Origin of the sequence: Micrococcus sp. APC 4021 (assembly GCF_030407635.1) — a bacterium.
Taxonomy (GTDB): domain Bacteria; phylum Actinomycetota; class Actinomycetes; order Actinomycetales; family Micrococcaceae; genus Micrococcus; species Micrococcus luteus.
In genome coordinates, this window is record NZ_JASDCZ010000135.1 from 1 (window position 1) to 5,903 (window position 5,903).

Sequence of the window (5,903 nt, forward strand, 5' to 3'; positions counted from 1 at the left end):
CACCGCGGCGAGGATCAGGTCCGGGGCGAGCGTGGCGCCGTCGTCGAGGTGGACGGTGCGCGGGGCGCGCACCTGCCCCACCCGCACGCCGGTGCGCAGCTCGACGCCGGCGCCGATCAGCCACTGCGCGATCCGATCGCCCGCCTCGCGGCCGAGCCGCTTCTGCTGCGGCACCTCGTCCGGGGTGACCAGCGTGGTCTCCACCCCGCGCAGCGCCAGCGAGGCCGCCGCCTCGCAGCCGATGAACCCGGACCCCACCACGACGGCGGAGCGTGCGTGCCCGGCCGACGTCACCAGGCGGCGGGCGTCGGCGAAGGAGCGCAGTAGGTGCACCTCGGCGTCGGCCTCGACGTCCGGCAGGGGGACCGGACGGGCGCCCAGGGCCAGGATGAGCCGCTCGAAGCGGATCGGCTCCTCGGCGGCCCACAGCGTCCGCGCACCCAGGTCCGCGTGGGTGACGGTCACGCCCCGGCGCAGCTCGACGGCGTCCGGCAGCTCGTCCAGCACCGTCGGGTCGGGTTCGGCGGTGCCGCGCAGCAGCTCCTTGGACAGCGGCGGGCGCTCGTAGGGGTGGTCCACGTCCGAGGTGAGCATGAGGACGGGGCCGGGTCCCCCGGCGTCGACGTAGGCGCGGGCGGCGCTGACGCCGGCGGGGCCGCTGCCCACGATCACGAGCGGGTACGGAGTGGAGCTGTGCTGGGCCATGCGGCCAGCATGCGCACCCGTCACGGGCGGGCGCCAGGGCCGACGGGCACCCCCGGCTCCGGCATACTGCCCGCATGGACCCCTCCCTGGTGTGGCTGCCGGCCGTCGTCGCGCTGGCCGCGATCACCGTGGGCGGCACGCTCCAGCGGGTGAGCGGAATGGGCGTCGGCATGATCGCCGCACCCACGCTGTCCCTGCTCCTGGGCCCGGTGGCGGGGGTGACGCTGTCCAACGTGGCCGCCTCGGTGTCCGCGGTGCTGCTGTTCGCGGTGCTCCACAGGCACGTGGACTGGCCGCGCTTCGTCCGCCTCGCACCCCTGCTCGTGGCCGGCTCGTTCGCGGGGGCGTGGGCGGTGCGGGTCCTGGACGCCCACGCCCTCGAGATCCTCCTGGGGTCCTCCGTGCTGGTGGCCGTGGCCGCCGTCCTGGGCCTGCAGCAGCGCTTCACCGCCCAGGGGAACGGGGCCGTGTTCGCCTCCGGCGCCGTCGCCGGGTTCATGAACACCACCGCGGGCATCGCCGGGCCGGCGCTCGCGGTCTACGCGGTGGCGAGCCGGTGGGACCAGCGCTCGTGGGCGGCCACCCTCCAGCCCGTGTTCCTGCTGGCCAATCTCACCTCGCTGGTCACCAAGTCGCTGTTCGGCGCGGCCGTGCCCGCGGGGCTGCACGTGCCGTGGCCGGTGTGGGTCGCCGTCGTGGCGGGCGGCCCGCTGGGTGTGCTGCTCGGTTCGGTGGTGGCCCGCCGGGTGGACCCCGAGAAGGCGCGCGTCCTCGCGATCTGCCTGGCCGGCGTCGGGGGCACGGTGGCGCTGGTGCGCGGTGTGGCCGGCACTCTGGGCTGAGGCGGGGCCGGCGCGCAGGCGTCAGGGCAGGAGGGAGCGCACGGCCGCGGCCAGCGTGTCCCGCACGTCGTCCACCGTCAGGTCCTCCGGGGCCAGGTGCCGCTCGACCGACAGCGTGTGCACGAGCATCAGGAGCATGGCCGCGGTGTGCGTGACCTGCTCGTCCGGGACGTCGGCCAGCACGCGGTGCTCACGCAGCAGGCCGGCCAGGAAGTCCCGCCGCCGGACGGTGAGCGTCCGGTAGGCTCTCCCCACGGCGGGCTCGCGCAGGCCCACGGCCTGGAACTCGTGGAGGAGCAGGGGCCAGGAGCCCGTGGTCTCGAGCACGACGTCGGCCAGAGCCTCCGCCACGCGGGCCACCAGGTCCTCGCGCGGCAGGTCGGGGTCGTCCAGGGCGTCGGCGACGCCGTCCATGGCTCGGGTGGTCGCCCGCTCGAACTGGACGGTGCAGGCGGCGGCGAAGAGGTCCGGCTTCCCCGCGAAGCCGGAATAGACGGCGCCCTTCGTGTAGCCGGCCTCCGCCGCGATGCGGGCGAGGGAGGAGCGCGCGTAGCCCTCCCGTCCGAACACCCGGGCCGCGTGGTCGAGGATGGCCGCGCGGACATCCTCGCGGCGGGGTCGGGTGGCCATGTTGCCCTCTCGATGCCGATGGTATTGAATACCGATGGTATTGAATCCGCCTCGACTCGGCAAAGAGGGCCTATGTCTTCCACTCCCACCGACGCCGATCACCATGGCCCCGGGCCCGCCCCCGTCCCGGCGCACCTCGACGACCTCCCGCCCGCCACCCTCGTGGCGCGCGGTCTGACCCTGCGCGGCGGTCGCGGGCCGGTGTTCGGCCCCCTCGACCTCGTGCTGCCCCCGCAGACCCACCTGGCCGTGCTCGGAACCCAGGGCTCGGGCCGCTCGGCCCTGCTGCTCGCCCTCACGGGGCGCCTGCAGGGCGTGCGGGGCGAGCTCGTGCTCACCGGCGGCCCCGTGGACGTCGCCCTGGACGGGCCGGAGCGGCCCGCCGCCCGCGCGTACCGGCCCCCGATCGACGCCGCGCGCCACCCGCACGCCCTCCGCGCCCGCACCGCCGTCGCCCACACCACCGACGTGGTGGAGCTCGAGCCGGCGCTGACCGCGGCCGAGGTCGTGGACGAGCGCTGCCTCGCCGACGGCGTGCGCCGCCGCGCCGGCCGCGCGCGCTTCGCCCTCCTCGCGGACGCGGTGAGGCTGAGCGTGGCGCCGGAGGCCGTCGTCGGGGAGCTGCCTGCACCCGAGCGCGCGCTGCTGGCCGCCGTCGTCGCCTGCCTGCGCCCGGCCCGCCTCGTCACCTTCGACGACGTGGACGCCACCCTGACCATCGATGAGCTGGTCGCGCTCCACGCGGCCCTGGACGTCCTCAAGGACCACGGCCACCCGTTCGCGGTGAGCGCCGTGGCCTCCGCGCCCGTGCCGCGCGACGCCGTCGTCCTCACCCTGCCCCCCGTCCGGGAGAACTGATGCTGTTCCGCTACGAGCTGCGACGCTTCCGCCGTGGCCTGCCCCTGCTCGCCCTGCTGTTCATCTTCCTCGTCCCCGCCATCTACGGCGCCCTGTACCTGTCCGCGAACTGGGACCCCTACGGGGCCATGGACCGGCTGCCGGTGGCGATCGTCAACGAGGACGAGCCCGTCCAGCGCGGCGACACCACGCTGCGCACCGGCGCGGACATGACCGAACGCCTCAAGGACGACCGCGCCTTCGACTGGCGCGAGACCACGCGCGAGGAGGCCGAGGAGGGACTGCGGGAGGGCCGGTACTACCTCGTCCTGGAGATCCCCGCCGAGCTCAGCCGTGACCTCGTCAGCCCCGAGGGCGGCGGGACACCGCAGCAGGCGCAGATCACCCTGCGCCGAGACGACGCCAACGGCTTCGTGATCGGCTCCGTCACGAACGCGAGCCAGGCCAAGGTCGAGGCCGCCGTGAACCGGTCCGCGATCGAGGCGTACTTCGAGGCCGTCTTCTCCAGCCTCGGCGAGCTGCGGTCGGGCATGGTGGACGCCGCCGACGGCGCCGCGCAGCTGGCCGACGGCACGGCCTCCGCGAAGGACGGCGCGAGCCAGCTGGAGGACGGGATCGTCCAGGCCCACGACGGCTCCGGCAAGCTGGCCGAGGGCGCGGGCCAGCTCGCCACGGGTGCGGGTGACCTCGCGGACGGCGCCGCCCAGGCCGACGACGGCGCCCAGCGACTCGCCGAGGGCGCCGCGTCCGCGCAGGACGGGGCCGGCCGCCTGGCCGACGGGCTCGACCAGGCGCGCGAGGGCTCCCAGGCCCTCGCCGACGGCGCCGGGCAGCTCGCCGAGAACGCCCCCGCCCTGCGTCAGGGCGCCACGGACCTCTCCGACGGGCTGGCCCAGCTGCAGACCGGATCGGCCGAGCTCGCCGACGGCGCCACGCAGGTGGCCGACGGCACCCAGCAGCTCTACGACACGGTGATCCCCGGCCTGGACCAGGTGATCGAGCGGCAGGACGCGGTGGCCGCCGACGTCGCCGCGGTGGACGAGGACGTCCAGCGGGTCGCCGAGGTGGCCGGCACGGCCGAGGACGGCGCGGGCGCCCGCATCGCCGACGCGCAGGCCGCCCTGGCCGAGCTCGCCGAAGAGGACCCGACGCTCGCCGAGTCCGAGCAGTACGCCGCGCTCCAGGAGGCGCTCACCGGCGCGGACGAGCGGGTGACCGCCGTCGCCGGCCGCGCCGAGGAGGCCGCCGCGACCTCCGCGGCCGCCAACGAGCGCGTCCAGGGCTTCGTCGAGGACGACGTCGCCGCCTCCGCCAAGGCGGATCTGACGGACCTCAACGACGGCGCCCACGCCGTGGCCGCGGGTGCCGAGAAGCTGCAGGGCGGGATCGGTGAGGCGAAGGACGGGGCCGACTCCCTCGCCGACGGCGCCGGGAAGTTCGCGGACGGCCTCGAGCAGCTGGGCTCCGGCGCGACCGAGCTCGACGGCGGCCTGGCCCAGCTCCAGGACGGCGCCGGGGAGCTGCAGTCCGGCCTCGGCGAGCTGACGGACGGGGCGACCACCCTCGCCGAGGGCAACGCCGCGCTCCACGACGGGGCGCTGACCCTGCAGGACGGTGCGGGCCAGCTGGAGTCCGGCGCCACCGAGCTCGACGGCGGCCTGGCCCAGCTCCAGGACGGCGCCGGGGAGCTGCGCGCCGGCCTCGGCACCCTCGACGACGGCGCCCACGAGCTCGCCTCCGGGCTCTCCGACGGCGTCGACCGCGTCCCCGCCCTGACCGAGGACGAGCGGGACGAGGCCGCCCTGGTGATGTCCCGGCCCGTGGAGGCCGTGATGCAGGTGGACAACTCCGCGGAGGTCTACGGCCGCGGCATGGCGCCGATGTTCTTCTCCATCGCCCTGTGGGTGTTCGGCATCGCCGCGTTCAACATCATGCGGCCCATCAGCGGGCGGCTGCTGGCCGGGCGCCGCAACCCGGTGGCGATCGCGCTGGCCGCGTGGCTGCCCGTGGGCATCGTGGCCGTGGGCGGCGGCCTGCTCATGCTCGCCGCGACGCTGCCGCTGGGCCTGGCCCCCGTGCACCCGGTGCGGGCCGTGGCCCTGACGGTGCTCGTGGCCGTGGTGTTCTCCCTCATCGCGCACCTGGTGCAGACGGCGCTCGGCACCCCCGGTTCGGCGCTGCTGCTGGTCCTGCTGATCCTGCAGCTGGCCTCCACCGGCGGCACCTACCCGGCCGAGGTGCTGCCCGGCTTCTTCCAGGCGCTGCACCCGTTCATGCCGATGAGCTACTCCATCGAGGCGTTCCGCAACGCGATCTCCGGCGGTCCGGACCAGCGCTTCTGGGTGCCGGTGGTCGTGCTGATGGGCATCGGGGCGGCGGCGCTCGCCCTGGACGTGCTCGTGGTGCGGCGCCGGCGTCGGTTCCGCATGAAGGACCTGCACCCCGCGCTGCAGGCCTGAGCGGGGATGACTTCCGCACCCCGCGCCGCCGTCGTCCGTCCGGCCCGCCCCGAGGACGCGCCCGCGATCGCCGCGATCGCCGCGGCCACCTTCCCGGACGCCTCCCCGGCCTCGCTGCCGCGTGCCGCGGTGGAGGCGCACATCGCGTTGCACCTGAGTGAGGCCGCCGTGGCCGCGTGGATCGCGGACCCGGAGCGGATCGTGCTCGTGGGCGCCGCGGCCGACGCCCCGGAGACCCTGCTCGGCTACGCCATGTACGAGACCGCCGCGGCCCCCGAGGCACCCGTCACGGAGCGGCTCGGCGACGTGCCGGCCGGCCACCTCTCGAAGCTGTACGTGCTCGCCGAGGGGCGCGGCACCGGGCTGGCCGAGGCCCTCGTGCACGACGGCGTCGAGCGGCTGCGGCGGC

General features: G+C 75.9%; 6 protein-coding genes. 4 read left to right on the forward strand and 2 right to left on the reverse strand.

Annotated features, from left to right (window positions below):
- The coding region (locus QL983_RS09975) for an NAD(P)/FAD-dependent oxidoreductase (protein WP_290152777.1) at positions 1-705 on the reverse strand (705 nt) is incomplete at its 3' end.
- 74 nt (positions 706-779) lie between these two features.
- Between QL983_RS09975 and QL983_RS09980 the strand changes: the two genes are divergently transcribed.
- Positions 780-1,547, forward strand: coding sequence for a sulfite exporter TauE/SafE family protein (locus tag QL983_RS09980; protein WP_036382325.1), 768 nt, complete (start codon positions 780-782; stop codon positions 1,545-1,547).
- Between the two features lie 21 nt (positions 1,548-1,568).
- Here the strand turns inward: QL983_RS09980 and QL983_RS09985 are convergent, their stop codons facing one another.
- A complete protein-coding gene (locus QL983_RS09985; RefSeq protein WP_020624715.1) occupies positions 1,569-2,177 on the reverse strand; it encodes a TetR family transcriptional regulator in 609 nt (202 codons plus the stop codon).
- A gap of 72 nt (positions 2,178-2,249) precedes the next feature.
- On the opposite strand from QL983_RS09985, the gene QL983_RS09990 reads away from it, so the two are divergent.
- The 3 genes from QL983_RS09990 to QL983_RS10000 form a co-directional block, all read left to right on the forward strand.
- Positions 2,250-3,035 (forward strand): ABC transporter ATP-binding protein, encoded by a 786-nt coding sequence (locus QL983_RS09990; protein WP_069941208.1) that lies wholly within the window; start codon positions 2,250-2,252, stop codon positions 3,033-3,035.
- Positions 3,035-5,494, forward strand: a complete 2,460-nt coding sequence (locus tag QL983_RS09995; RefSeq protein WP_230297423.1) for a YhgE/Pip domain-containing protein — start codon at positions 3,035-3,037, stop codon at positions 5,492-5,494. The genes QL983_RS09990 and QL983_RS09995 overlap by 1 nt, the downstream gene beginning before the upstream one ends.
- A 6-nt stretch (positions 5,495-5,500) precedes the next feature.
- On the forward strand, positions 5,501-5,903 hold a 403-nt coding region (locus tag QL983_RS10000), incomplete at its 3' end, for a GNAT family N-acetyltransferase (protein WP_290152784.1).

Bases quoted from the DNA above. Each gene is read 5' to 3' on its own strand.
- QL983_RS09980 (WP_036382325.1), top strand. From the start codon at position 780: ATGGACCCCTCCCTGGTGTGGCTGCCGGCCGTCGTCGCGCTGGCCGCG.
- QL983_RS09985 (WP_020624715.1), bottom strand. From the start codon at position 2,177: ATGGCCACCCGACCCCGCCGCGAGGATGTCCGCGCGGCCATCCTCGAC.
- QL983_RS09990 (WP_069941208.1), top strand. From the start codon at position 2,250: ATGTCTTCCACTCCCACCGACGCCGATCACCATGGCCCCGGGCCCGCC.
- QL983_RS09995 (WP_230297423.1), top strand. From the start codon at position 3,035: ATGCTGTTCCGCTACGAGCTGCGACGCTTCCGCCGTGGCCTGCCCCTG.